We start from the raw sequence: 21165 nt of genomic DNA on the forward strand, positions 1-21165 counted from the left end.
CCGCCGGCAAGAAGACTTCCTCCAGGTCACATATTTCAGGGGGTGCTGTGTCAAACTATGATGTCAGCACCCATTACGCCCTTTACGGAGACATCAGCAGTCGAGTCATGACCATCATTGAGCAGATGGCACCCGCGACTGAGGTGTACAGCCTCGATGAGGCGTTTGCAGAGCTGACAGGCCTGCAAGGTGACCTCCAACAATATGCCCATCTGATCAAGGATCGAATTCTGCGCTGTACAGGGATTCCGGTCGGCATCGGGATTGCCAGCTCGAAGACCTTGGCCAAGCTTGCTAACCATGGTGCAAAAAAGTGGGATAAAACAAAGGCAGCGATACACGGTTTAGAGCTAATCTACCAGCCTGGATTTGCCTTCATGAAGGCAGAAGTTCTGCTCCTGAACATCTGCCAGTCAGGTGAGTACACCCCCGACCTTTTCGCCAGCGAGCAGCCAGCAACGTCGCAAAGGCTTATGGAGGTAATGGATCAGATCAACGCAAAATGGGGCCGAGGCACGATGCGTCCAGCTCGCATTCCTGCCAGCCCCGAATGGGCTATGAACCGTGATTTTCTAAGTCCGAGCTACACCACCCGATTAGACCAGCTCTGGAAGGTACAATGTCGATAACCCCCTCATATCGTTGGCTTGGAACCCAGGGCAGTAACTTTTCCACTGGACAGCGCTTTCAATTCCGCAACCTCAAAAATCAAACGTTGGTTTACAGAAGCTAACTGAGCGAGCTCGGCCAACAACTGTTCGTTTTCAGCACGGAGTTGTCTGTTTTTTTCCTTCTCGTCCATCAGTGCCTGGTGCTTCGAATCACGTTGGGCACGCACGGACTTCCCCATGAGGACGCGAATTTTTTCCGCAACGGCTGGGTAGGTATTATGTATCAGGCCAGGCGTCACGTTCGCTACCCGTGCTACCGAAGCGATGGAGATCTTCTCATTGCTTGAGACCAGGCTATCAATAGCTTTATCAAGGGTCTCTAGAGTCTTCAATCTTGAACGGCCTGCAGTCTGCTTAGTAGCCATTGGTAGCCTCCACCGTATCGTCATTGAGCGGGGAAAGGCCAAGACTGGTGATAACATCTAGCGCGACCTGCAAATCCCGCTCAGCTCGTTGCCTCACAGCAGGGCCTGCATCAACAATTGTAATCAGCTCTAACTGTTGACTGTAAATATCCTGCCAAGTTTCCGCAAAAAACTCATCGATCACCGAATGTTTGCAACCTGGGCACCGAGTAGCTTCGTAGAGACCAGCGCCGCCGCAGCCGCGCTCAGTCGCGATACACCAGCCATGGCCAGTTCCACGTATATTTGCATGCGGTGCCGTCTGAGAAAGAAGAGAAGTCCTATCCTTGATTGGAATTGCACGTAACTCAACAATTTTTTCGCCAGCGCCACCTGCAAGAGGTTGATCGTCTAGCCACGACTCAATCAAATCAATTTTAAAATCAGTCATCTGTTGCATGATTTCGTCAAAAAGAGTCATGTCTTGCTTCGGATTAGAAGCGTAAAGCTGGGTCATGCTCATGCTAGTGTGCTTGAATTGCCACTTAAGCCAGACAAGAGAAGTCCGCCCCATGCGCGACTCCACGAAGCACCTTGCGTAAGTGCGGCGGCACTGGTGGGTGCGGAGAGGCCAATCACTACCTGCCGCCTTTGCAATTCGGTCAAAAGCGCGATTAGAACCCCCGCCGCTGAGTGCCTCGATATGCCTCCCTCCAGATAACCCAGTTTTTCGCTGCCTAGCCAGGAAAAGCTTTTTAGAATCCCGCCGTGCCTTCTCAAGCCTTAAGATATGTTCAGCAGGATCAATCGGATTCATATCCTTTTCAAGCGCTCGAATCTCTTGACCAAGATCCTTCCTAACATAGGCAGAGTAACGTGCCAATAGGTCTAATGCCTCTAAGGTTAACTCTGGAACAAGATATTCAACTCGCCCTTTTCCTGTTTTGTGCTCCACAGTGGATACCCAGCAGAACAACACCCCTCCCTTGTACTCGCGGCGCCACTGGTCAACCTCAATACCAATTGCTTCATCGTTTCGCATACCGCTAGTAATTGAGACTATATAAAGCACAGAGTCACGTACACGGATAAACATTGCCTCGTCACAAGGCTCGTATCCTATGCCATTTACCGCAATCTCAGCCTTAGCTTCCGAAACTACAGATTCGCAATAATTGAAAATTTTTGACTGATCCTGTGAAGGTATAATGCCAGTTCCTCCAACATTCCTATCGATGGATTCAGCGCCTTTGATCTTACCTATACCGCAGACGCGCCACAGACTGGAGTCACCCCATGGACAGCTCTGGAGCGGGAACAGCATTTCGGCAGAAAAGACCCAAAGAAAGTCGATAATTCTTAACCGACCATATAGTGGTAGCGGTCTTAATTTCAGCTCATGCTTGCAGTGATGCACGTAGTTACTAATATGAATAGGACGAACATCACTAAACCTAGTGACACCTAAGTTGTTTAACCACCTTACAAATGGCATAACACTTGCAACTGCAAGCGTAGTAATTCCGCGTGCGATGGGAGGCTTTGAGCCTGGCAGCCCCCTCTTAAACCAAGCGTAGACTACGGCCTTGCAGTCGTCCACCAAGGACTTAGGCATGTCCGCGCCCCAATTTATATACTTGTAAGATTCCGAGACGTTAGCTTGATCAAAGTAAGGACGCAGATCCCATTGATCATCACGCAACCTGCTAAGGATCAAAATCCTATCATGACTGCCAATTATTGCACTTATAACTATATTGCCACGCTCTTCTTGGCTCAGGCCACTGGCAGTTACAGGCTGAGCTACGAGGACGTCATAGGCCTTTAGTAGAGAATTATATGTTCTAGAGCTCACACTGCACCGCTAGCTTTCTTTTTCATGAATTTTATTTTCGCACCCCAGAATGGATGAGGTTCCTCTAGGGTTTTCGCCTTTGCTTGGGCTATTAGCTCTGAGTCAAATTTTCGATGTGTAAACTCATCAATCAAACGAATGTAATTATACTGACGACTGCGCCATGCCTCCCACTCATCGGTAAGGAAGTATCCAATCTCAGCATGCAGGAACTGCTGGTAGCTGAACAGACGATATAGGTCATCCAATGTGCCTACGATTGCATAGCTAGGGCACCCCAAACAGTGGATAAACTCATCGCAATGATTCACCCCATCTTTAGGAGCCCTAGCGCCGTAAAGGGTGTCCTTGCAGCCACCTGGTGGCGTTGGGATGACGTTGATGCCTCGCAGCTTGTCAGGAAAAGCATCTCCAACGAAAGTAGCTCCTTCAACTTTAATTTCATCATTGATTTTTAGATAATGGTTATCTGCCACAGCAGGGGTATGCCCCATCACGGAGGCCACTTCAAGTATGTCGCCGCCACTCAGTTTCCAAAGCCGACTTTCCATAGTTTTACGAAGCTGACTGAGTGTCACATGTAGGCGTGTACCTTCATCACTTTCAATCGCATGTCGCTCGCAAATATTTTTGGTTGATACATATACCGCCCCCGGCGTGAGCACCACAACTTTATTCTCACCCCCGCGCTGCCCTGAACGATACAACCACACATACGAGCTGATTTCATCCGATGCGAGCTCCACAAGTGGCTTGCTTATTTCCAGGGCCTTATTCAGCACTGCAACACCATCTAGAGGTATCGCACTATATTCGTCTACTAGGTTGGTTTGACGAATGGTTTTAGCCTGCGCACCTTTACCACGGCGCTTAATGGTATTAATAACTCTCAAATTCGGAATAAATGGGTGAGGCCTCAACGCATCTCTTGGCATTTCAAGGAGCGGAGTAGTGTTGATACCTGACCTTGCCGCTGTAATTAACAACAAGACTGACATCGCTTCCGCGCCATTACCAGAAAAACTACCCTTATGAATAGCGATTAGGTCAGATTTCAATGCAACCATTAGCCTCTTCATCTCTCCCAGCGAAAGAGGCTCTGCGTCCTTCGTTCTCTGGGAGTTTTTTGGAAACACATTGAGAGGCAATAAGCCTTTAACATCGCACTCAATAAATCCGTAGCTACCCAGGGTGATCAGTAACGACTTAAAGCTTGTGTAATAGTTTTTGGCTGTTGAGCCATTCGGGTACTTTATCTTCAGCCAAGATATATAGCGCTCCACATCGCGTTTCGTAAGGTTGTTTGGCGTTAAAGGAGGCGCCGCCAGCACCCCACTACGCAGAAAGCCGAAGAAGAATCTTAGCCCATTAACTGAGTAGCCGATCAGAGTGGAGACGGAAAGTTTTCCGCCTTGAAGTAATGCCCTGATCACATGCATGCTCTGTACAGCCCACGCATCAAATCCCAAGCCTAAATATTGGGAATGATCAATCTGCCTGTGATTTCTAGGGTTTCTCGGTAGATCAATCCTAATAGCGTCATCTACAGCTTCAACCCCCTTGGTAACCGAAGGCATGACAGCCTTGTAATCTTTTTTACGCGCCACGGATATCACCTAGAGCCTGGCTAGAGGAATCAGCCATGAACATCATGTCAATCTCATCTTCATGCGCCAATACAGATTGGGCTTCAAGTTGATTTATAAGGTGAAGATAGATCATAGTAGTTTGCACATCAGAATGACCCAGTCTATCCCTTACATACAACAATGGCTCCCCCTCAAATTCTTTGCTCTTACGGAGTGCCAGCAGTGTATAAGTCCCATAAGTATGACGCAGCATGTGAGCTCTAACATAGAAGCCGCATTTCTGCTCATACGACTTCATCACATCCACGATAGAGTCTTTGGAATAATGCCTTCCATTGTTGGTCAGAAGCAGCGCACTGACATTACCATCACCACAGGACTTGCGCAGTTCTCGTTGATGAAGAGAGTAAGACCACATATCCTCCATAAGCGACCAAGGGACATCTATTACTCTCGGACGGTCATATTTTATGTGCATATCCAATGGATCTAAGGCAACACTAATCATCTGCCCTTTACGCAGTCCCTTTTGCAGCTTCGGATTGAATACATACTTTATGGGAAATGACCTTGCCTCACAGGAACGAAGACCGGTTCTCACCATGAGGTGAAACAAAATTTTGTGGCTAGGATCTGTTTCTACAGCAAGACACTCTTTGACTTGATCCTTGGTCAAGAACTTCGTCATACGGCGTCGCTCCCGCACCATGACGGAAACTTTCGTTCTCTCGGGTCCAGGCTTAGCAACATGGGCAAGCAAGCCGGAGTGCGGCGCTACTTTGATCTTTTTTTCACCGAAAGGCAGAGCAGCTATCAGATCGCGCTGCTTAGCCCAACGGTAGAACCTGACAATCAAGGCTAGGCGTTTGTTAACCGTGCCAGGATCAAGCCCTAACTCCCCGATAGACCAATCCGCGTACCTTGAAAGGATGCTCAGGCCGTGCGCAGGGCTCTCATCGCTCCAGGACAACTGGTTAGCCTCAAGGAAGGCGAAATAGTCGTACAGACGACGACCATAAGCCTCCCACGTCAGATCGCTGAGGGACTCACCAGATTCGACAAGCACATGCCAGAGGAAGCTTTGTACTGGCTCCACTGGCCAGCCATCTGCTCCGAGCAATAGGGGGAACCCTTCAAAAGATCGACCTGACAGGACTAGGTCTTTTGTTGCGAATACAAGCCTCATGCCGCGCCTTAGGGATTGCCAATGGAACCTATGAAGTCTGGAATGGCTCGTCCAGAGCGGTTCAGATCAAGGCGCGGACTGTACAGGTTCTACTAACGATTACCACCCCTCAGATCATTGTTGCTCAGCACCACTATGGGCGTCTTGGCCAGATCGGGCCGGAACACGCGCTCGCAGCTCGCGTAGAACGAGTTGCAGTCGATCAGCGCGAACACCTGGTCACTGGGCATGATCGCGCACGCTGTAGCGAACCACACCCCAGATGACCAGGTCGTCGCCTTCCATGACGTGCCGCGGTGGGTAGGCGGGATTCTCCGACCGAAGGATCAGCACGCCATTGCGCCGGTACAGGCGCTTGCAGACGGGCTCGGCGTTGATCGCGGCGATCACGATGTCGCCGTGCTCAGCCTCCTTGCTGCGGTCTACGATGAGAAGGTCGCCCGAGAAAATGCCGGCGCCCTGCATGCTGTCGCCCTCCACCTGCACCAAGTACACGTGAGGAGCACGCAGGTCGAAAAGCTCGTCGAGGGAGATATGGCGCTCCAAATGATCCGCCGCTGGCGAAGGGAATCCGGCCGGCACACGGAACGAGTACACCGGCAGCCGCGTAGGGCCGCACGTCGGCGCGCCCAGGAAGGTGATGGTCATGGCAGATCAACTCAAATGAATATCTGTATATTCATACAGTAAACTGTCAGACCGTTCCTACGTCAATGCGCGGACGCGAGGCAGCCGACAAACGAGCGAGGTGGTTTATGTGCGGGAGGCTAAGTCAGTACAGCGGCATCCATGACTTCGTTGACACTCTGAGCATGCCGGAGGTCTGGCGAAACAACGTCAGCGACCAGCCTCTTGGCCGGTACAACGTCGCGCCAACGACGAATGTGGCGGTGCTTCGAGTAGATGACGCAGGCCCGCGCGCGGACCTGGTGAGGTGGGGGTGGCGGCCGCACTGGGCGGCCGACCGGGCGGCGCCGATCAACGCCAGGGTCGAAAAGGTGGCGCACGGCCCGTTCTTCCGCGCGATCTGGCCGCACCGGGCAATCGTACCGGTGGACGGCTGGTATGAATGGGTGGATGAAGGAGGACCGAAAAAGCAACCCTACTTCATCCACCGACGAGATGGACGCCCTGCCCTATGCGCTTCCATAGGTCAGTTCGCAGGCAACGAGCACGACGGGTTCGTCATCATCACCGCCGACGCACAGGGCGGGATGGTCGACGTGCATGATCGGCGACCAGTCGTACTGTCGCCCGATCTGGCTATCGAATGGGTTGCGGCCGGCATGCCCAGCGAGCACGCTGAACAGATGGTGCTCAACCTGGGCGAGCCGGCCGAGGCCTTCGAGTGGTACCGCGTAGGAACTGCCGTGGGCAACGTGCGGAACCAGGGGCCAGCTCTAATCGAGCCGGCTCAGTGACGAATCAGGGCTTGATGGCCAAGCGCATACAACTGGTAGTCGGAGACCGCCTTAAATGAGGACTCTGCTATCAATCGCAGGCGCTCAACCTCCTCTGCCGGCGCTCCCGAGTCCTGCGCCCTGTGGTAAGCGCGCATGTCCTCAAGAGCCACATTCATCAGCGGCTCACCTGCCTGGATCATTCCTTCGATGGTTCGCTTCACGACACTGCCCTGATGTTTAGATTAGGGCAGTATAAAGTGCCAGCCAGAGATACGCGCAGGCCTCAGAACAGCTGTCCCAACCGTTCCGGCTCCCAGTTCATGATCACCAGCTCACCAGTGACATCGGCCTTGCCCTGCCGCTGGTTGGTGTTGCTGTAGCGGATGTCCAGGCACTCGAAGCGGAAACCGTCGAAGGCTCGCCGGATGTCCGGGTGATCGTTGATGCTGACCATCACCCTACCCTTGCAACGCCGCATGAAGTCGGCCATGCGCTCGTACTCCTCGAACGGGAAGTCGACACCGTAGCCGGCTGTCTGCCAGTAAGGCGGGTCCATGTAGAAGAACGTGTACGCTCGATCGTAGCGCTCGGCGCAATCGAGCCAGGACAGGTTCTCGACATAGGTGCCGGCCAGGCGCTGCCATGCGGCCGAGAGATTCTCCTCGATGCGCAACAGGTTGATGGCCGGTCCCGTGGTAGCGGTACCGAACGTCTGCCCGGTGACCTTGCCGCCGAAGGCGTGCTGCTGAAGGTAGAAGAAACGGGCGGCACGCTGGATGTCGGTCAGCGTCTCGGGGCGAGTCATCTTCTGCCACTCGAAGATCTGGCGCGAACTGAGCGCCCACTTGAACTGGCGGACGAACTCCTCGAGGTGGTTCTGCACCACCCGGTAAAGCGTCACCAGGTCACCGTTGAGGTCGTTGAGCACCTCGACCGGGGCGACCTGGGGACGCATGAAGTACAACGCGGCACCGCCGGCGAAGACTTCGACATAGCATTCATGAGGGGGAAAGAGGGGAATCAAGCGGTCGGCCAGGCGGCGCTTGCCGCCCATCCAGGGAATGATTGGAGAGGTCATTGATTGCAAGTCTTTACTGTATGGATAAACAGGTGTTAGGCTCGCCGCGCTTTGTGCACAAGGCAGGGGCCACGGCTGGACTTGCAGGAAGGGTCTGCGGGTTCGGCGGGCCGGGCTGGATGTTGACGCATCCGCCCGGCTCGCCTCTTTACTACTTCGTGACTTCGCGCACGTAGGCCTGACAGGCCTTGAGCGCGATCAGTCCTCGATCGCCTTCGTCGGTGATGGCGATAATTCGTCGAGCATGCGCTGGGTCAAGTTGGGCGCGTAGGGCTCCAACCACCACGCCTCCGGTGCCGGCGGGCGCTCGCACCCCACCGCCACAACCCTGGGCGGCAAGGGATCCGGCGTCGACCAGGACTGACAACCGCAGATCAGCAGTAGCAAGCCGGTCGCGCAGGCGAGCCTGAGCTTGTTGAGCATCGTTCATCTCCTTCCAGTGGGTTTTGTCTTGGGCCTGCAGGCGATCTTCCAACGCGCGCCTTGCTGCCTGCTGCTGTTCGAGCTGGCCGAGCGCCGCCACTGCTGCAGCCTCCCGCTCCCGACCATGCTCCAGATCCTTTGTCGCCAGCTGCTGCTCGTAGCCCGCCGCCTGCGTGGCCAGCTCGTTGGCCTGCCACCACCAGGCAAACCGTGCGCCGACCACGGCCCCGAACACCAGGGCCAGCAGCGCAAGCCGCGATTCCAGGCCCATCAGATCAGCACCTGCTCGGCACGCCTGTAGATCGTCAAGCGATCCTCCAGGCCATTCAGGCCGCCGTTAATACGGCGCGTGATGGCTTCGAACGCCGTCCGCCCCTTGTCAGCCAGCGAGTTGAGGTTGGCCTGGTGCCAGAACCAGCCGGCCGAGTCGGCCGCATGCTCGGGGCGCTCGAGCAGTTCGGGACAGGCGAGCAGGTCGAGACCCAGGGCTTCACCGCAACGCTTGTAGTTGTCATGTCCGGTAATCTGAACCAGGCCACGGCCGCGATACTTTTGGCCGTCGCCGTCGGCCTCGGGCGAGTTGCCCAGCCGGGCTGCGAGCTTGCCCGTGTCGTACCTCGCCAGGTACTGGTCGTTGCCCAACTCCCGGACATAGCGCAGTTGGCCAGACTCATGCCCGATCTGGGCGAGGAAGGCACGCTTACGCAGCGGGGTGACAATCCCCCACTTGACCATTGCCGCATTCAGTACAGGAAGAAAAACGCCGGCTTGAGTGCCGGCGTTGGGGAGGATGTGTTGCAGCTGCTTGAGAGTGACAGTCATCATGAATCTCCTGCTGTGGCCTGACGGCCTGAATCATTTGTAAAGGCCATTCAGCCAGAGCCGGGGCCGCAGAACCGAGCGCTCGTCAAGGTAAATAGCCTTCAGGTAAACTCGCCACCGCATCGCTTTCGATTGACTTATTGACTAGGCTACGGATGAGCAACCCAAATATTAAATATCGGCCCGACATCGACGGGCTTCGCGCTATTGCAGTACTTAGCGTCGTACTATTCCATGCGTTCCCCTCCTTACTCAGGGGTGGATTCATTGGCGTAGATATTTTCTTCGTGATCTCCGGCTTCTTAATCACTTCCATTATTTTTAAGAGCCTGGACAACAAGACTTTCCGCTTTGCCGATTTCTATGGCAGGCGGATCAAGCGTATTTTTCCAGCACTTATCCTGGTACTGGCAGCCACATATATAATGGGCTGGCTCAGTCTAACGGCTGAGGAATTTTCGCAACTCGGCAAGCATATCACCTCCGGTGCGGCGTTTATTTCTAACTTCGCACTCTGGAGCGAATCAGGCTACTTTGACACCTCAGCACAACTCAAGCCCCTACTGCACTTGTGGAGCTTGGGAATAGAAGAACAGTTTTATATTTTCACTCCACTTGCGATTTACGTTTTTTATCGCTTCGGAGTGAGCCCTGCGGCCCTACTCGTCTGCGCAGCCATCGCCTCATTCGCATTGAATGTAAAACTTATCGGTTACGATCCGACGGCAACTTTCTACTCGCCGCTTACGCGTTTCTGGGAGCTTTTGGCGGGTAGCTTGCTTGCATGGTTCACGACCTACAAAGATACCTCTATTTCCACCACAACCTGGGCCACGCTAAGCAGCAAGCAAAAACGTCTGCGAAGCCTGTTTTCATTCCTGGGCCTTGCACTGCTGATCTTTGGCCTTCTACACATTAAGAAAGGCGCGAGTTTCCCAGGCACCAAAGCACTCATTCCGGTGATCGGTGCGGTTTTTCTTATTCTTGCCGGGCCAATGGCCTGGGTTAACAAGAACCTGCTGTCAGCTAAACCCATGGTGTGGTTCGGTCTGATCAGCTTCCCGCTGTACCTGTGGCACTGGCCACTGTTCTCTTTGTTGCGCATTACCGAAGGAGAGCCCACCGCACTGGTAATGGCTGCCGCGATGCTGCTTTCAGTAGCGCTTGCCTGGGTAACCTACCGCTATCTTGAACTCCCAATTAGAAGCTTCAGCTCTGAACGCCTCAAGGTAATCATGCCTTCTGCCGCGATGGTAGTTATCGCCGCAGTAGGCGGCGCAACTTACATGGCGGGTGGGCTGCCAGAGCGACAAGCCAACAAGGCACTGGAATCCTACGCAAACAGCATCGTAAGGTCAGATGCAAAAAGCCAGGCCGAATGTATTGATGTTCTGCACGCCTACAAAAAAGAAGGTAACTGGCATTGCCAAGTAGGCGCCGCGAAACCGACGCAAGACATTTTTGCTTTCGGCGATAGCCATGCATACAGCCTGCTCCCCGCATTTGAAAAGCTAGCTGCAGAGCACTCGCTGTCAATCGCTTTTTCCTCCGCCTCCGGTTGCCCTCCATTACTGGGAGTCCAATCCATGCGTGGCGAACTTGAGATTGAAAAACGCAATTGCCAAGCGCTCAATGAACGTATTTTCTCGTATATAAAGTCCAAGCAGATCAGCACTGTCGTACTGATGGGGCGGTGGTCCTATTACAGCGGCGGGACTACAAAGCCCGCAGACTATAACCTCATCGCAAAAGATCCGACTATCGAACCCACGCTCTCCCAATCTGCTCAAGACTTGCAGTGGGCAATCGGCAACACGGTTAAGCGCTTCCGCGACATTGGCGTCAATGTCTATTTTGTGGAAGACAATCCCCAGCAACTCAGTAACGCTAAAGAGATTCTGCGCACCGGGAAAGGCAGTGAAGCGGTATACAATTCGCTTTCAGTATCACGGGCAGAGCATGAGTCGAATAGTGCATTCTCAGTAAATGCACTTCGCGAATCACAAGCGACGGTGATCAGCCTAGATCCCATCCTCTGCCAGGGGTCTATCTGTCCCCTGACCAGAGACGGGAAATTCTGGTACTTCGATGACAACCACCTGAGCGCAAGCGGCGCACTTGCCGTGTACCCTGCGATAGAGAGCGCCCTGATGAACGCTGCTCAACCGCCTATGACCGCCCGGTAGGCACTGGAGCCCGCCTCCCTGGTCTTGATGACACTAAGCCACTCCGGGTCTAGCTCAACTGAACTACCCGGAGTGGCTGCTGTGACTTCCTCTTTTTTCCCCTGGCTTTCGCCTTGCCCTTCTTTCCGCCGTTGCACTCCACCGCAGTCGACCAGCCCGAGGCGTCGAACGTCTGCTCGACGCTGTCTACCAGGTACTCGCCATCCAGGCCGATCTTGAAGCCCTGGGCATTGATGACCCGTTCGGCGAAAAGATCGGTGCGCCCGGTCATCTGCAGGCGCACGCTCGCCGTGCTGCGGTTGAATGCCGCGAGCTTGGCTTTGGCCGCCTGCTGGGCTGCCGACTTGTTCGGGTAGATGTGGCGATCGGTATGCACGCCCGGCAAGCCGGAGGGGGCGTCGTCGTTGCTCAGCTCGATGACGGCCAGTTCTCCAGTCTTCTTGTCCTGGTGCGTGGTCTTCACGGCCGCCTGCGCGTTGCGATCGCCGAGCCGGAACTGCCACCGGCTCACATCTGCCGGGGTGATTGTGACCGTGCCAAAGGCCTTGCCGCTGGCACTCAGGCTGGCTTCACGGGGCATGACCAGCAGCTTTCCGTCGGCCACTTTCGCCGTGCAGTCGTACTGCTTGGCCAGGCGGGTGATGAAGTTGAAGTCGGATTCGTTGCGCTGGTCGACGCGATCGACCTTCGTCTGCACCGGACAGACCGGTGTCCAGCCGTTGCGGGCGGCGATGTCGCGGACAATCTGCGACAGGGGCACGCCTTCCCAACTGCCACTGCGCGTGGTCTTGCCGGTGCCGCGCATGTCGCTGGCCTTGCCGCGGATCACCATGGTGCGTGGCGGCGCCGAGACCTCGATCTCGTCGACGGTGTATCGGCCCAGACGAGCCAGCGGCTGGCCAACGTAGCCCAGGTGGACCTCGATCCTGGCGCCCCTGGCAGGCAAAGCCACCGCCGCGTCGCGATCATCGATCCGCAGCTCGAACTCGTCGGAGTCCATGCCGGGCTTGTCGGTGGTTCTCAGCAGGATCAGCCGGTCGTTGATCAGCATCGTGATGTCCCTGCCATCAGCGACGATGCGGAAAGTGGGTTGCATAGGCCCTCCAGAATGAAAGAGCCCCGCACTGGGCGGGGCTCGGTGTGTGGCGGTGGGTCATCCCCACAGCTCGATTGTCTCGATCGAGGGCGTTGCCAGCTCGGGCAGTACGATGATGACCCCGGCACGGTAGGGTTGCGGCTCATCCGCCAACCCAGGGTTCTCCTGCAGCACCAGCTCGACCGTGCCGTTGAGGTGCCCGTAATGCTGGTAGCACAGCGTGTCCAGCAGATCCCCGTCAGACGTTCTGCATGTCGTTGCCATACTTCACAAACTCCAGTGAGAAACCCTGCTTGCGCGGGATGCCGCCGGCCAGCAGCGCGCCCTGCTCTTCGTCCAAGTTGGTCAAGCACCAGGTGCCCAGCACGTCGCCGTAACCGGTCACCAGGCTGACCGGCTGTAGCCGGCGGACGATTGTGCGCAGCGCATCCAGCTGCTTGATCCCGCCCCTGCTGGTGAAGATCACTCCCTTGAGCGTGATCTTGTCCTCTCCCTGCCCGACCGCCTGCTGCGCAATGTCCCGCGTGAGGCGCTCTTGGCCGGCCCAACGCGCCGACGTCTGCCGGCGGAGCTCGTCAAAGGCTGCGGTATCCAGGTTGAAGTAATACGGCTGCAGCTTGGCGTCGAGCGGCTGCAGTATCAGCAGGTGCGGGAAGGGCTTGATTGCCTCGGCTGCCGTTGTGGCCAGCGGCGCAAGCGCACTGGTCGGCAGGATGTTGGCCAGCGTAGGGCTTGCCTGCCCAGCAATGCGGCTGATCGCTGCCGAGGCCCTGCCGGCCTGTTCCTTCAGCGAGCCGATGCGGTCTTGCACCGCTGCCGCTCCGCTGACCAACTGGCTGTAGGCCGATGCCACCTGGCCCACCGTGGACTGGGCAGCATTGATCGCCCGCATCGTGCGCTGCAGCTTCTGGCCGAGGGCCGGGCCAAGGACTGGCAGGCTCTCCAGCTCCGAAGCGGCGCCGGTCATGTCACCGACAGCACCGGTCAGCGGGCCGAGCATCCCATCGAGACTGGTACGGCCAGCCTCCCCCGCCGCAATTAACGACGACAGCGTCGACTGCATGGACGCCATGTAGGCCATGGCACCTCCTTAAACGTGAGGTTGATCGAAGAGCTGACCAGCGGCCTGACGAGCCAGGCTTTCCCGTGACCAGGTTTCCCAACTGTTGCGGATCATCCCCTCGAGCGAGCGAAACACCTGCTGCGGATCCTTGACGTCGCCTTGAACGGTGATCGGCATGTTGGGCATGTAGGAGAACTGCTGGTCGACCTTGGGCGGGTCCGCTTTGGGCTTGGCCTGCTCGAGCGCCTGGGCCACGACGGGCGCCGTGGGAGCGGGTGCGGCGGCGGCGATCGACCGAGCCACATCACCAGGGGCCGACTTATCTTTGTCCGCCTTCGCCACCTGCTCGTCCTCGCCGAACAGTTTCTTGCCCAGCCAGCCGCCCAGGCCCTCACCGCCAAGGCCGCCGATCGCGGCCCCGATAGCACCACCAATCGCCGTGCCCAACACGGGCACAACAGAACCGAGCGCCGCACCTGCAGCACCGCCCGCCAGCGCGCCGGCAAACCCGCCCGCCGCGCTGCCGTAGCCCTCGGCTTTCTCGTCCTGGGTTTTCGCGTTCATGGCCGTCTCGACCACGGTCATGCCCGCATCGAGCACCTTCCCGCCTGGGAGTTTGCCGACCACCTTCGACACCTTGCCGACTGCGCCCATCACCCGGCCTATCCGACCGACCTCGGCTGCAGCCGTCGCAGCGCCTGCGCCCGCCGCACCTGTCGTAGCACCTGCTCGAGCGACTCGGCCAACAGCACCCGAAGGAGCGGATCGACGCGGCGCAGGTCCACCCCGGCCCCTGCGCTGCCGGCGGCGCCGTCGACCACCCGGCGCCCCCACGTCGGCCGATGAGCCAAACCCGCCGAGGTCCTTGGCGTTGACGACAAACACACGCTGTGGCTCGCTCCCGAGGCCACCACGATCATCGTTCGCAGCACCCGCACCGAACACCTTGCCTAAGGCGCCGAGGCCTGCGTCGACCACCGGATTGCCCGTCTCCGGCAGCTCTCCCTCTCCACCGGCGCCGCGCCCCATCCTGCGGCCCCGTGCGAGGTTGAGCACCCCACGCCCAACCTTGATCGCGCTGCGTGCCGTGAGGAAAGCCATCACCGCCGCAGCAACGCCCGAAATGCCCAACACCAGCCCAGGCAGCTTGTCCGACAGATAGGTGATGCCATGAGCGACCTTGGTCAGCCCTGAAGCCAGCAGATCAGTGGCCGGGCGGATCGCATCGCCAATGCTGCGCATCGAGTCATCCACGGCCTGGCCCAACTCGCTCCACTGCTGCTTGGACGTTTCTCGACGCTCGGCCAGGTTCTTGTCGAGGATGCCCCCTACCTTTTTCGCATCAGCCGAATCGGCCTTGAGGGTGTTGTACAGCCCCCGATTCTGCGCGTAGGCCGTAAGGGCTGCCTTGACTTGCATGTCGGCGAACACATCACCGGTGCGCAGGCTTCTTTCCAGCGCCTCGAGCGACGCCTTGACCTTCTCCGGGTTAGCCTCCTTATCGATGTTGGCCTGGGCGTCCTTCATCGCCTGGGCCTTCTTCGGGTCGGTCTTCTCGACGTACTGCATGGCCAGGCCCATGGACGCCTCAATGACGTTCATGCCCTTTTGCAAGCCGGTGTTCAGCGACTTTTGGTAGTCGATCCCGGCCTTTGCATAGTTCTTCTGGATATCGCCAGCGCCGATCTTCTCTATCCAGTTCTTGAAGTTGTTCGCCGCCTCGTCGGCGCTGCCTGCAGTCTTCATCTGCACCTGCAGCATCGAGCCCAGCGACGTGACCGCATCTAACCCGGTGACGCCGTTTTTCTCCATGCCTGCCAGCAGTTGCGGGAACCACTTGGCCATGTCGGACGCCTCGAAGCTGCCCGCCTGCCCCTGATATGCGATGGCCTCCAGTGCCTGCTGCATGACCTTCGGGTCGGTGATCTTTGCGTTCTGCTGCAGCGCTTGAATCATCGCCGCCGTGTCGACGCCCGAGGAGCCTTGGCCCACGGCGAACTTCGCCGCCGTCGGCGCATAAGCCATGGCCTTGTCCACCTCCATACCGGCGCCGACCAGCTGGTTGATGAGGTCCGCCACATCGTTGCGCGACATCCCCGTATCACGCGCGGTATCGATTACCGCCCTGCTGAGCTGGGCCTCTTGCGGCTTGTTGACGATGTCCGACTTGATCGCGATGTCACGGATGATAGCTTGGTAGTCGGCACTGATCTTCGTCGGGATCGCAGCCAGACCGGCGCCGACCACAGTGGCACCGATGTTGGACTTGAGCGACGATTTCCCCGCATCGATCTGTTGCCGGCCTTTCTGCTGCAGATCTGCAGCTTTCGCTTCACGCCCGAGTCGCTGGTACTCCTTGGATAGCCGGCCGACCTCGACGCCCTGTTTCTTCAGAGCATCGAGATTGCCCTCCAGGCGCCGCAGCAACCCGGAGGCCGCCGCCGCGCCGCTGTCGTGCGCCTTCTTCCATTCCTCCCGGAGCTTGATCGTTTCGCCGATGGTGTTCTTCAACACCTTCGCGCGGCTGCCGCTCTCCTCGAGCTTCTTGATATGACCCTTGGCGGTACCGAATGCCGAACCAAGCGATGCGGCAACGGCCCCGCCGATTTCCAGCGCGATCGCCAGCTTTGCCATGCGCTACCCTCCTGCAGGCTCAATCCGTGAGCCACCAGACGATGTCCATCCAGGGCATCGCAGAGATCTCTGCCGCCGAGAAACCCAACTCCTTTGCCAGCCGCTTGGCCAGCTGCTTCTGATATCGCGGGTCAAAGCTCGTCGTCTTGCACCAGGCGAAAATAGCCGGCCTGCAAGCGGCTATAGTCCTTCAGGGTCAGGCCTTCGAGGTCCTTCAGGCCGACCTCGGCCAGCGAGGCGAACAGGTTCAGTTCGCGCTGCTCATCGTCTCCGTTGGTGAGCTGCTGTGCAGCACGGATGTCGCGCACCGTCGGCGCCCGCAGGTTCAGCTTGTCCACCTGCACGCCATTGCACTCGGCGGGCCTGCTCAAGGTGACGATGACGCGGTCGGTTTCAAGCTGCAGGTAAGTGGGTATCTTCTTGCTCATGAGGTGTTGTCCTTATCTGTGAGTACGTTAGAGACCCAGGGCCTGGCGTTGCTGGGCGAGCTGGTCGACGCCGTCGATCACGCGCTTCATGCCCAGGGCATCGATCTCGTAGATCAGGCGCCCCTCGACCTCGAGCTTGTAGTAGGTCACCGCAACGTTGTGCTTGATCTCGGCCTTGTCGCCCGCCTTCCAGTCGCCCATGTCGACCTCCTTCAACGCGCCGCGTAGGGTAACGATCACTGGAGTGACCTTGCCCTTCAGGCCCTTGAAGGCGCCGCGGAACGTACCGTTGAAGGCGGTACCGTCGGCCAGGCCGAAGAACTTCAATGACTCGCGGCGCACGCCGGTTGTGGTGAAGGCAGCCTCTTGCTTTTCCATGCCCTGCTCCATCTCGATCGGCATGTCCATGCCGCCCGGGCGGTGCTCTTCCATCTTCAGGGTGAGCTTGGGCAGGGTGAGGCTGGGCACATCGCCCTGGAAGCTGACGCCATCAACGAACAGGTTCAGGTTGGCCAGCGTTTCGGGAATCATCGCCATGGGGTTCGCTCCTTATGCGTTGGCGTCGAGAACTTCGGTCAGCCATTGGTTGGTGACCTCGACGCGGAAGTTGGGGTTTTCTGCCGGCGGGACATCGGTGAAGCGGATGTTCCAGTACACCTTGCCCTGCTCCAGCTGGCTGGCAGTGTTCAGCTCGGGATCGGCGAACACCTCGAAGTTGATGATTGCGCCCTGATTCTTCAGGTCGCGCATGAACGCCTGCAGGCCCTCGGTCACGTCCTTGACGTAGGTAGCCGTGATCGAGCGGTCCACGGCCCACTTGTGGCCGTAGAGGATCGCGTCCATGACGATGTCCATGGTCCGCACGCGGGTGACGAACGCCCACTTCGGATCACTCGACAGCGTGCGGTTGCCCCACAGGCGGTAGCCGTCGTCGCGAATGATGGTGGTGATGTTGGCGTTGTTGAGCTGGTTGGCCCGGCACGTTTCGTCACCGTCCAAGAACTCCACCGGCCGCGAGGTGCCGGTGATGCCGACGAACTCCTTGTTGGACGGTGAGGCCCAGAATCCATACTCGCTGTCGGTCCAGGCGAACAGGCCGGCCACCCAGGGCGAGCCCGGCGCATCGACCGTGGCGCTCGCCTCGGTGTCCCAGTACCGCACGCCGGGGTCGACCATGTAGGCGCGCTTGGCGCCGAACTCGCCGGCATACGCCAGCGCGGCCTCGTCGGTGGTGTTGGGGCCGTCGATGATGGCGATGCCACGCAGCTTGTCAGCCAGGGCCACCAGGGCGGTGCCGACGGCCTGGGTCGCACTGTGCTTGGGCGCGATCAGCAGCCGCGGCTGGGCGTTGAACCGGCTTTTGCCGTCCAGCAGCGCTTGCAGGCCGGTACGCTTGCCGTCGGCCAGGGTGCCGCCGATGATCGCCGAGGTTTGCTCGGGGAGCGTTTCCAGCTTGGCCACGCCACAGGCGACGATGACCGCCTTGGCGCGGGTGTAGATCGCGCGGCAGGCCTTGGTGATCGCCGCATTCGGGCCGAACGCGGCAACCGCCTCGCGCTCGCTGGTGATCATCACCAGATCATTCGCCTTGGCCGTGACATCAGGCCCAGGGGTGAACGTGTCGACCAAGCCAATGATCGAGGACGACGGCAACGCGATTACGCGCGCGCCGGTGTCGACGTTCGTTACGGTAACGCCGTGAAAAAAGCCACTCATGCAAAGTCTCCAGATACGAAAAGGCCTAGGCCTGGGGTGCAGCGGAAAAGAAAAGCCCCGTCAATGCGGGGCTTTAGTGGGTAAATTCGGTAAGCCAGTCGGGTGGCACCGGGCGATGCTCAACCGCTGGGAACAGTTCTGACTGGGGCCAGTCGCGCAAGGCCTGCAGCAGCGCAAGCAGCTCCGCATACTGCGCGCTGGTCAGCGTCGTACCCCGCCCAAGCTCGATCTCATCACGGTGTCGATCACGCAATGCGCCGTAGACGGGCAACAGCTCATCACGCCATTTCCGCTCATCCTCCGCAGATGGAGGCAGGTAAAAGGCCTGTAACTCCGCATCCCAGTAATACTTCGTACTTTCCGGGGCGCTGGGGACTTCGATGTACCCCCGCTCTGAAAGCTCATTGTGGTCTTTTTCTGGATCACCCAGCCAACTGCCATAAAACTGGCCACTTGGGAGGCAGTAGAAAAGCTGAACAGCACTCATGTTTTAATCCTTATGCGTGCACGCCAGTAGGCGAGATTCATCGTGACGGCTGCGCCAGTACCCTTCGCGGGCAGGGCCCAAACAGATGCAGACGGCCCAAAACCGATAGTGACCGTTGATGCATTTACGTCGTATGCATATGCCCCCGTAGTTGAAGCTACAGATGTGTTGTCTTGCATCCATGTCAAAACCTTGAAACTTTCACCAGGCTGCCAGCCACCTTGAGCGGTCACGCACTCCCAAAAGACCTCTACAGAGTCCAGAGACGGCACATAACCTAAGTTGTGACTGACAACCACCGGCGCACCGGCCGTGATCTGGATATAGCCAGACAAGAAACCCGCCCCGGCTTGCTTTGTGAGCAGTTCGTTACCATTCCACTTCAGCTTCCCGAGAGAATCCATGAACAACTTCCCGGCGACCTTACCGGCCCAGTGAAACGCTATACCAGGCGCCCATTGATCGCCCGTCTCAGTCGGAGCCCACTCGCTCACTTGCTTCGACTCTCGAATTTCTAACGCTGCAGAGTTCCAGTCTGCAGTGTTAGTTGGTGAGGAAAGGCTCGGGCGCTGTTGACTCACCGCGCCGACCAGCAACCGCTTCCCCAACTCCGCAACCATGCCGGCATTGTCAGCCTTAGTTGTCAGCGCATTGAGCACAGTGGTCGAAAAGTTCGGATCATTGCCCAGCGCCGCCGATAGCTCTTTCAGCGTATCCAGCGCAGCAGGTGCTGAGCCGACTAGATCCGCAATGGCCTTATCAACCGTGTTGGCCACGAACAGACAGTTGGCCAACTGGGAGGTTCTCGCCCCCAGGTTAGCGGTCTCTGCGGTTGGAGTTCCAGAGAACGCCGGACTATCCAGGGATGCCTTGTTGGCATCTATCCACGACTTGGTGTAGGCGTCTCCGATGCCGTAACCGCCCAACGTGGTGGCCTTGTTCGCCTTGCCACCAAGAGCGGCATCAACCGCTGCCATGGTATAGGCGTCTCCAATGCCGTAGCCACTCAGCGTGGTGGGGTTAGCCCCCTGCTGGACAATACCTCGATCATCAATCGTGACCCTTGTATAAGAGCCCACCACCTTATTTTTGGGGAGCACACTCAGAATCGCGGTATCAACATAGCCTCGAGTAGCCAGCACAACCGCCGGGTCGATCTTGAGTTGCACGTTACTGGAGCTGCTGACGATCAGGTTCATGCGAACAACTTGGGTTCGCCCAGAGCCTTGGCTGAGCAGCGGCTTGTAGGTTGGCGCACAATTCGCCACCGCGACCATATCGCCGTCGGCGTCATAGAGTGCGATTTCGCGAATCCAATGGCCGCCCACGTCCGCCGGAATAACCTGCTCAGCAACAATGATCGCCGGATCTTGGTCGTCCACCTTCAACAGGTTGAGTGGCGCCCGGCGCCATTCATTGATCAGGTTGGTTTGGGTCGCGTTGGGGGTCGGGTCGGTGCCGTTGGCATCGCCGACCGCCATCTGCGTGATTTTCCATGGCACGCCCAGGGCGTCCGCGTTTGCTTGCTTCGCCGCCCCCACCTTCGTGAGGATCGCGTAGAACTGGGAACTTTGATCAACCATGTGCAATGTCCAGGGTGTCGATAGTGGTTTCACGGCCACCGCGCCCGATAGCGCCTGTGACCTCAATGTCCAGCTGCACGGGCGGGTAAACGTCCAACACGTCGCCTTCGCTCAATGCCCCGACTAGGAAGAAAGCGCCGTTGCTCTCGAGACTGATCTGGAGGGCGGTGAGGTGTCGGCTTACAGGACGAGCGTCATCCAGCAGCGAGGCCAGCTCCCGGTAGGTTTCCTCATCGATGCCCCCATCCGAAACGCCGATCTTCAACCCGAAGGTGCCCGGCGTGGCCGGGGGCAGCTCCTGCCACCATTCGCTGACCTCGATCAGGTAACCAAACGGCTCGACCACCCGGCGAAGCGCGCCGATCGTGCCCTTGTGCGCATGTACGAAGAACGCAGAGCGAATCACCGACCGCTTGACCGCTTCCGACCAGGTGTCGTCCCAGCGGTCCACCGACCAAGCCCAGGCCAGCTGGTACAACAGGTGCGCCGGGCAGGTGTCGGGGTTGTACAGGGTCCGCAGGGGGATGTCGGTCAGCTCGTCCGTGGCGACCTCGACGGCGCGTTCCAGCTGGGTGCTGTTCACGGGGAGCAGACTTTTCAT

General features: G+C 57.8%; 21 protein-coding genes and 2 pseudogenes. 3 read left to right on the plus strand and 20 right to left on the minus strand.

The features are described 5' to 3' along the window. Nucleotides 1-65: 65 nt before the first annotated feature. A pseudogene (locus AC25ND_RS01495) lies at nt 66-629 on the plus strand (DUF4113 domain-containing protein); the annotation flags it as partial. Nucleotides 630-634: 5 nt separating this feature from the next. On the opposite strand, the gene AC25ND_RS01500 reads toward AC25ND_RS01495, so the two are convergent. The 6 genes and pseudogenes from AC25ND_RS01500 to AC25ND_RS01525 all read right to left on the minus strand — a co-directional run bounded on the left by AC25ND_RS01500 (nt 635) and on the right by AC25ND_RS01525 (nt 6293). Further along, nucleotides 635-1036, minus strand: a complete 402-nt coding sequence (locus tag AC25ND_RS01500) for a TetR family transcriptional regulator (RefSeq protein WP_096049765.1) — start codon at nt 1034-1036, stop codon at nt 635-637. Next, nucleotides 1026-2630, minus strand: a complete 1605-nt coding sequence (locus AC25ND_RS01505; protein WP_240523135.1) for a site-specific integrase — start codon at nt 2628-2630, stop codon at nt 1026-1028. The genes AC25ND_RS01500 and AC25ND_RS01505 overlap by 11 nt, the downstream gene beginning before the upstream one ends. Before the next feature lie 236 nt (nt 2631-2866). Next, nucleotides 2867-4477 carry a hypothetical protein gene (locus AC25ND_RS01510; protein WP_288521891.1) on the minus strand — a complete coding sequence of 537 codons (1611 nt, stop codon included), beginning with the start codon at nt 4475-4477 and terminating at the stop codon, nt 2867-2869. Next, nucleotides 4467-5645, minus strand: a complete 1179-nt coding sequence (locus AC25ND_RS01515) for a tyrosine-type recombinase/integrase (RefSeq protein WP_096049762.1) — start codon at nt 5643-5645, stop codon at nt 4467-4469. The genes AC25ND_RS01510 and AC25ND_RS01515 overlap by 11 nt, the downstream gene beginning before the upstream one ends. A 113-nt stretch (nt 5646-5758) precedes the next feature. Then, nucleotides 5759-5875: pseudogene (locus AC25ND_RS01520) on the minus strand (Y-family DNA polymerase); the annotation flags it as partial. After that, the gene (locus AC25ND_RS01525; RefSeq protein WP_486976029.1) at nt 5865-6293 is read right to left on the minus strand and encodes a LexA family protein; all 429 of its coding nucleotides are present in this window, start codon (nt 6291-6293) and stop codon (nt 5865-5867) included. The pseudogene AC25ND_RS01520 and the gene AC25ND_RS01525, both read right to left, overlap by 11 nt. A 107-nt stretch (nt 6294-6400) precedes the next feature. Between AC25ND_RS01525 and AC25ND_RS01530 the strand changes: the two genes are divergently transcribed. Then, nucleotides 6401-7066: an SOS response-associated peptidase gene (locus tag AC25ND_RS01530; protein WP_486976095.1), complete on the plus strand. Its 666-nt coding sequence runs from the start codon at nt 6401-6403 to the stop codon at nt 7064-7066. Here the strand turns inward: AC25ND_RS01530 and AC25ND_RS01535 are convergent. The 4 genes from AC25ND_RS01535 to AC25ND_RS01550 form a co-directional block, all read right to left on the minus strand. Then, nucleotides 7060-7248, minus strand: coding sequence for a hypothetical protein (locus AC25ND_RS01535; protein WP_084941429.1), 189 nt, complete (start codon nt 7246-7248; stop codon nt 7060-7062). The two genes, AC25ND_RS01530 and AC25ND_RS01535, sit on opposite strands and share 7 nt — an antisense overlap. 83 nt (nt 7249-7331) lie before the next feature. Continuing rightward, on the minus strand, nt 7332-8126 hold the full coding sequence (locus tag AC25ND_RS01540) for a DNA adenine methylase (RefSeq protein ID WP_486976030.1): 795 nt from the start codon (nt 8124-8126) through the stop codon (nt 7332-7334). A gap of 151 nt (nt 8127-8277) precedes the next feature. After that, nucleotides 8278-8820, minus strand: a complete 543-nt coding sequence (locus tag AC25ND_RS01545) for a lysis system spanin subunit (RefSeq protein WP_486976031.1) — start codon at nt 8818-8820, stop codon at nt 8278-8280. After that, the gene (locus AC25ND_RS01550; RefSeq protein ID WP_099431141.1) at nt 8820-9371 is read right to left on the minus strand and encodes a glycoside hydrolase family 19 protein; all 552 of its coding nucleotides are present in this window, start codon (nt 9369-9371) and stop codon (nt 8820-8822) included. Before AC25ND_RS01550 ends, AC25ND_RS01545 begins: the two co-directional genes overlap by 1 nt. 155 nt (nt 9372-9526) lie before the next feature. Here AC25ND_RS01550 and AC25ND_RS01555 point away from each other — a divergent pair, with 155 nt between their 5' ends. Then, the gene (locus AC25ND_RS01555; RefSeq protein ID WP_336196793.1) at nt 9527-11557 is read left to right on the plus strand and encodes an acyltransferase family protein; all 2031 of its coding nucleotides are present in this window, start codon (nt 9527-9529) and stop codon (nt 11555-11557) included. A 49-nt stretch (nt 11558-11606) separates the two neighbouring features. On the opposite strand, the gene AC25ND_RS01560 is transcribed toward AC25ND_RS01555, so the two are convergent. The 10 genes from AC25ND_RS01560 to AC25ND_RS01605 form a co-directional block, all read right to left on the minus strand. Next, the gene (locus AC25ND_RS01560) at nt 11607-12653 is read right to left on the minus strand and encodes a phage late control D family protein (RefSeq protein ID WP_486976032.1); all 1047 of its coding nucleotides are present in this window, start codon (nt 12651-12653) and stop codon (nt 11607-11609) included. A 57-nt stretch (nt 12654-12710) separates the two neighbouring features. Further along, nucleotides 12711-12917 (minus strand): tail protein X, encoded by a 207-nt coding sequence (locus AC25ND_RS01565; protein ID WP_486976033.1) that lies wholly within the window; start codon nt 12915-12917, stop codon nt 12711-12713. Continuing rightward, nucleotides 12892-13734, minus strand: a complete 843-nt coding sequence (locus AC25ND_RS01570) for a phage tail protein (protein WP_486976034.1) — start codon at nt 13732-13734, stop codon at nt 12892-12894. The genes AC25ND_RS01565 and AC25ND_RS01570 overlap by 26 nt, the downstream gene beginning before the upstream one ends. 9 nt (nt 13735-13743) lie before the next feature. Continuing rightward, complete coding sequence (locus AC25ND_RS01575) at nt 13744-16350, minus strand: phage tail tape measure protein (protein ID WP_486976035.1); 2607 nt, start codon at nt 16348-16350, stop codon at nt 13744-13746. Between the two features lie 131 nt (nt 16351-16481). After that, nucleotides 16482-16778, minus strand: coding sequence for a phage tail assembly protein (locus AC25ND_RS01580; RefSeq protein WP_486976036.1), 297 nt, complete (start codon nt 16776-16778; stop codon nt 16482-16484). Nucleotides 16779-16805: 27 nt separating this feature from the next. Next, nucleotides 16806-17315, minus strand: coding sequence for a phage major tail tube protein (locus tag AC25ND_RS01585; RefSeq protein WP_486976037.1), 510 nt, complete (start codon nt 17313-17315; stop codon nt 16806-16808). A gap of 12 nt (nt 17316-17327) precedes the next feature. Further along, nucleotides 17328-18494: a phage tail sheath subtilisin-like domain-containing protein gene (locus AC25ND_RS01590; RefSeq protein WP_486976038.1), complete on the minus strand. Its 1167-nt coding sequence runs from the start codon at nt 18492-18494 to the stop codon at nt 17328-17330. A 73-nt stretch (nt 18495-18567) separates the two neighbouring features. After that, nucleotides 18568-18981: a phage tail protein gene (locus tag AC25ND_RS01595; protein WP_486976039.1), complete on the minus strand. Its 414-nt coding sequence runs from the start codon at nt 18979-18981 to the stop codon at nt 18568-18570. After that, complete coding sequence (locus tag AC25ND_RS01600) at nt 18978-20564, minus strand: phage tail protein (RefSeq protein ID WP_486976040.1); 1587 nt, start codon at nt 20562-20564, stop codon at nt 18978-18980. Before AC25ND_RS01600 ends, AC25ND_RS01595 begins: the two co-directional genes overlap by 4 nt. Further along, on the minus strand, nt 20557-21165 hold the full coding sequence (locus AC25ND_RS01605; protein ID WP_486976041.1) for a phage tail protein I: 609 nt from the start codon (nt 21163-21165) through the stop codon (nt 20557-20559). The genes AC25ND_RS01600 and AC25ND_RS01605 overlap by 8 nt, the downstream gene beginning before the upstream one ends.

It is taken from the genome of Pseudomonas sp. P110(2024) (genome assembly GCF_057480795.1).

What these genes read in the sequence shown, in the direction of transcription:
- AC25ND_RS01545 (WP_486976031.1), bottom strand. Translation starts at nt 8,820, where the DNA reads ATGGGCCTGGAATCGCGGCTTGCGCTGCTGGCCCTGGTGTTCGGGGCC.
- AC25ND_RS01595 (WP_486976039.1), bottom strand. Translation starts at nt 18,981, where the DNA reads ATGAGTGCTGTTCAGCTTTTCTACTGCCTCCCAAGTGGCCAGTTTTAT.
- AC25ND_RS01515 (WP_096049762.1), bottom strand. Translation starts at nt 5,645, where the DNA reads ATGAGGCTTGTATTCGCAACAAAAGACCTAGTCCTGTCAGGTCGATCT.
- AC25ND_RS01590 (WP_486976038.1), bottom strand. Translation starts at nt 18,494, where the DNA reads ATGAGTGGCTTTTTTCACGGCGTTACCGTAACGAACGTCGACACCGGC.
- AC25ND_RS01605 (WP_486976041.1), bottom strand. Translation starts at nt 21,165, where the DNA reads ATGAAAAGTCTGCTCCCCGTGAACAGCACCCAGCTGGAACGCGCCGTC.
- AC25ND_RS01525 (WP_486976029.1), bottom strand. Translation starts at nt 6,293, where the DNA reads ATGACCATCACCTTCCTGGGCGCGCCGACGTGCGGCCCTACGCGGCTG.
- AC25ND_RS01585 (WP_486976037.1), bottom strand. Translation starts at nt 17,315, where the DNA reads ATGGCGATGATTCCCGAAACGCTGGCCAACCTGAACCTGTTCGTTGAT.
- AC25ND_RS01540 (WP_486976030.1), bottom strand. Translation starts at nt 8,126, where the DNA reads ATGACCTCTCCAATCATTCCCTGGATGGGCGGCAAGCGCCGCCTGGCC.
- AC25ND_RS01535 (WP_084941429.1), bottom strand. Translation starts at nt 7,248, where the DNA reads ATGATCCAGGCAGGTGAGCCGCTGATGAATGTGGCTCTTGAGGACATG.
- AC25ND_RS01570 (WP_486976034.1), bottom strand. Translation starts at nt 13,734, where the DNA reads ATGGCCTACATGGCGTCCATGCAGTCGACGCTGTCGTCGTTAATTGCG.
- AC25ND_RS01565 (WP_486976033.1), bottom strand. Translation starts at nt 12,917, where the DNA reads ATGGCAACGACATGCAGAACGTCTGACGGGGATCTGCTGGACACGCTG.
- AC25ND_RS01530 (WP_486976095.1), top strand. Translation starts at nt 6,401, where the DNA reads ATGTGCGGGAGGCTAAGTCAGTACAGCGGCATCCATGACTTCGTTGAC.
- AC25ND_RS01505 (WP_240523135.1), bottom strand. Translation starts at nt 2,630, where the DNA reads ATGCCTAAGTCCTTGGTGGACGACTGCAAGGCCGTAGTCTACGCTTGG.
- AC25ND_RS01500 (WP_096049765.1), bottom strand. Translation starts at nt 1,036, where the DNA reads ATGGCTACTAAGCAGACTGCAGGCCGTTCAAGATTGAAGACTCTAGAG.
- AC25ND_RS01600 (WP_486976040.1), bottom strand. Translation starts at nt 20,564, where the DNA reads ATGGTTGATCAAAGTTCCCAGTTCTACGCGATCCTCACGAAGGTGGGG.
- AC25ND_RS01575 (WP_486976035.1), bottom strand. Translation starts at nt 16,350, where the DNA reads ATGGCAAAGCTGGCGATCGCGCTGGAAATCGGCGGGGCCGTTGCCGCA.
- AC25ND_RS01560 (WP_486976032.1), bottom strand. Translation starts at nt 12,653, where the DNA reads ATGCAACCCACTTTCCGCATCGTCGCTGATGGCAGGGACATCACGATG.
- AC25ND_RS01555 (WP_336196793.1), top strand. Translation starts at nt 9,527, where the DNA reads ATGAGCAACCCAAATATTAAATATCGGCCCGACATCGACGGGCTTCGC.
- AC25ND_RS01550 (WP_099431141.1), bottom strand. Translation starts at nt 9,371, where the DNA reads ATGACTGTCACTCTCAAGCAGCTGCAACACATCCTCCCCAACGCCGGC.
- AC25ND_RS01580 (WP_486976036.1), bottom strand. Translation starts at nt 16,778, where the DNA reads ATGAGCAAGAAGATACCCACTTACCTGCAGCTTGAAACCGACCGCGTC.